This window comes from Pseudoalteromonas luteoviolacea NCIMB 1942, from assembly GCF_001625595.1.
Taxonomy (GTDB): Bacteria; Pseudomonadota; Gammaproteobacteria; order Enterobacterales; family Alteromonadaceae; genus Pseudoalteromonas; species Pseudoalteromonas luteoviolacea_A.
In genome coordinates this window covers 1-2550 of sequence record NZ_AUXT01000118.1, presented here as the reverse complement: position 1 = coordinate 2550, position 2550 = coordinate 1, and the positions used below count along the sequence as shown (strand labels likewise).

General features: G+C 39.5%; 1 protein-coding gene and 1 other RNA gene. Both read left to right on the top strand.

Annotated elements, in window-relative coordinates:
- Positions 1 to 156, top strand: a transfer-messenger RNA (tmRNA) gene (gene ssrA, locus N482_RS06630); the annotation flags it as partial.
- 553 nt (positions 157 to 709) lie between these two features.
- On the top strand, positions 710 to 2308 hold the full coding sequence (locus tag N482_RS06625) for a hypothetical protein (protein ID WP_155730525.1): 1599 nt from the start codon (positions 710 to 712) through the stop codon (positions 2306 to 2308).
- The last annotated feature ends 242 nt before the right edge of the window (positions 2309 to 2550 follow it).

The window sequence follows — 2550 nt, the reverse complement described above, 5'->3', positions numbered from 1 at the left end:
TTAAAGTGGGTGTCAACGCAAGTATCGAACGCAAGTATCGCCTTTACTTATCGTGTTCGTCCGAGATTTTAAGGTTAACCAATAGACGATACTAAACATGTAGGACCGAGGGTCGACGCTTTCTGGACGGGGGTTCAAATCCCCCCAGCTCCACCACATTAAGTGTTATAAAGCAGCCAGTTAGAGAACTTCTTTAACTGGCTTTTTTGTGTCTGCAATATAGTGTCCATATATTTTAAACTATACTACTCGCGGGCGGTCACTTACAAATAGATGTGGTTTTCCGGGAGAGCTTTCGCTTTTTTAGTATCGATTTATCTCGGTCGAAGCGATTGATAAGGGCTTCAAATTTTTGATTCTTCTATAGTTCGAAGTCAACGCTTGCGACTTTAGAGCTCAACCGCTCCGTTCAACTTCTTGGGACTGTTTCCCCCACGGAACAGCATGCCTCCGAAAATGAATATTTTTATTCAAAGCGAATAGCCTCAAGTATAAATTCCGAGTTAAATGTTCACCGCTTGTTGTCATTTGGCCCCATTGCTGAGTGGCGAACATGCCGTCTTAAGTTATATCGGGTTCTCGTGAACCACTCTGCTCTGCCTCTAGTATGAGCACAAGTAATAAAGTGTAATATTATTTCTGCCAAAGTATCTTATCTTTCATATTCTATTGCTCAGTCTCACTACTTACTCATATGGAGATTTCAATTATGACCAGGGCTAAATACGCGGCATTAAGAAGTACTAGAACGGGATACTATTTAAATGATTCAGGAGATTTCGTAAAAACATTTAATGTTTCTACCTGTATGGTTCGAATATACGAAAAAGAAGGAAAAAGTATCATCAGGCATGATATGCATCACAAATATCTTAGCGCGCTTAAAGGCTGGAGTGATGATATACCAAATGTTGAAGCTCAATTTTTCACTGAATATTGCGATGAAAGTCATTTAGATATTCTGCGAACTTCCTCATCTGACAACAAAAATGGCACTAGTAACCTGCATTCAGACCGAGAACTGTTTATCGAAGAACGTGATGAACGAAAAGTTATAAGTGCACCAACAGGAAACTATCAAATTCTTTCCAATAGCCAACTTGACGAGATCAACACCTTGGCCAAAGGCGGTAGTGGTCTTACAGCGTTTGCAAACAAACGAGCATTGGCCGAAGATAAATCTGGGAACTTGGTGAAAAAAATAGGAGAAACTCCTGAAGCTGAACAAGAACACTTATGGGTTAGAGCTCATCTAAAAGACGGTACACCAATCCAATATTCAAACCATTTCGGCGCAAGAATAACTGTAATCTATCAGAAAAAGGTTAGTAAATTCGGAGCCGGAATAGCAGAAAAGCTTAGACAGCAATCTGCACATAGCGCTAACGAATTTGACGAAAATTTAGAGGAGGACTACGGCGAAACATCAGAATTAGTTTTCATGCTTCAATCAGGTGAAACTACTACTTTTCAAAACTTCGTCAATTTATCAGGAAAATATGTACCTAATATAGTTCTGACTACTTTACTTGTCAAAGGGCTTAATGCTTTTGCCAGAAACATGGTTCTGAAAGGCGTTCAGAGAACCATATCGAGAGCATTAGCTTTAGGATTAGAGAACTCAATGACTCAAGAATTATGGTATGTAAGACTTACTTCATATTTGACTAGAGGCCCGTGGTATTCTTCAGGGCGATTAATCGCTGGAGCCTTCAACTTAGGAGCTGCGCTAGCAATTGGTTACGCCATTAGCGTAATTCTTGAACTATATGTATTTGTTCCACAAAAATTGAGAGTTAGCATATTAAATATGACGAAAAGCTCTCTTAACTTAGGGGCTGCGTACTTAGATAATGTCCCCGAAAACCTCGCAGCACCAACTCCTAATAGTCCATATAACTTACCCGCAATGACAACCGCAGGTGAAGTAATAACGATAGATCCAATTCTAGGCCCAATAACAGCGGACCAAACTGTAGTTTATGGCGCAGACACTGTTGCAAATAATGACAATATTATTGCAGAAGGGTTAGGTATTTTATACTCCATAGTTCCTAATTCACCAAGTTCTATTCAAAATGTATTTGCATCTGTTGACATCCCATATGCCCGCTCCAACAACCTAAACATTGACTTTGACGTTAGTTCAACAGATTATAAGTCGATTTTCAATAGGTTAGAAAGCGGACATAAAGAGCTATCGTACTCAGATAAAAAAGGTGATGTTGAGGTAGAAATGTCGCTTAATGCACTCACAGGCAATGACCACGACTATGTTGCACAAATCCTTATAAAGCCTAAAACATAAAGCGCTAAAATACGGATCTCAAACCCTCTGTTAACAAGCCATCACTGAGTTTTCATTTTAGGTGTCAAGATCTGATAAGGCGTTTTCCCCTTCCAACCACCAAGTGGTCTGTAACAATTATAAAACGCCTTCCTACCAGCTAATTTATCCTGCCGGTTAATGTCACCTTATACGTTAACCGGCAATTAAAGAAGACAATTAAAGAAGACACCCACATTTAGTTTGGTAAAAAGCTGAGAGTC

Bases quoted from the DNA above. Each gene is read 5' to 3' on its own strand.
- N482_RS06625 (WP_155730525.1), top strand. From the start codon at position 710: ATGACCAGGGCTAAATACGCGGCATTAAGAAGTACTAGAACGGGATAC.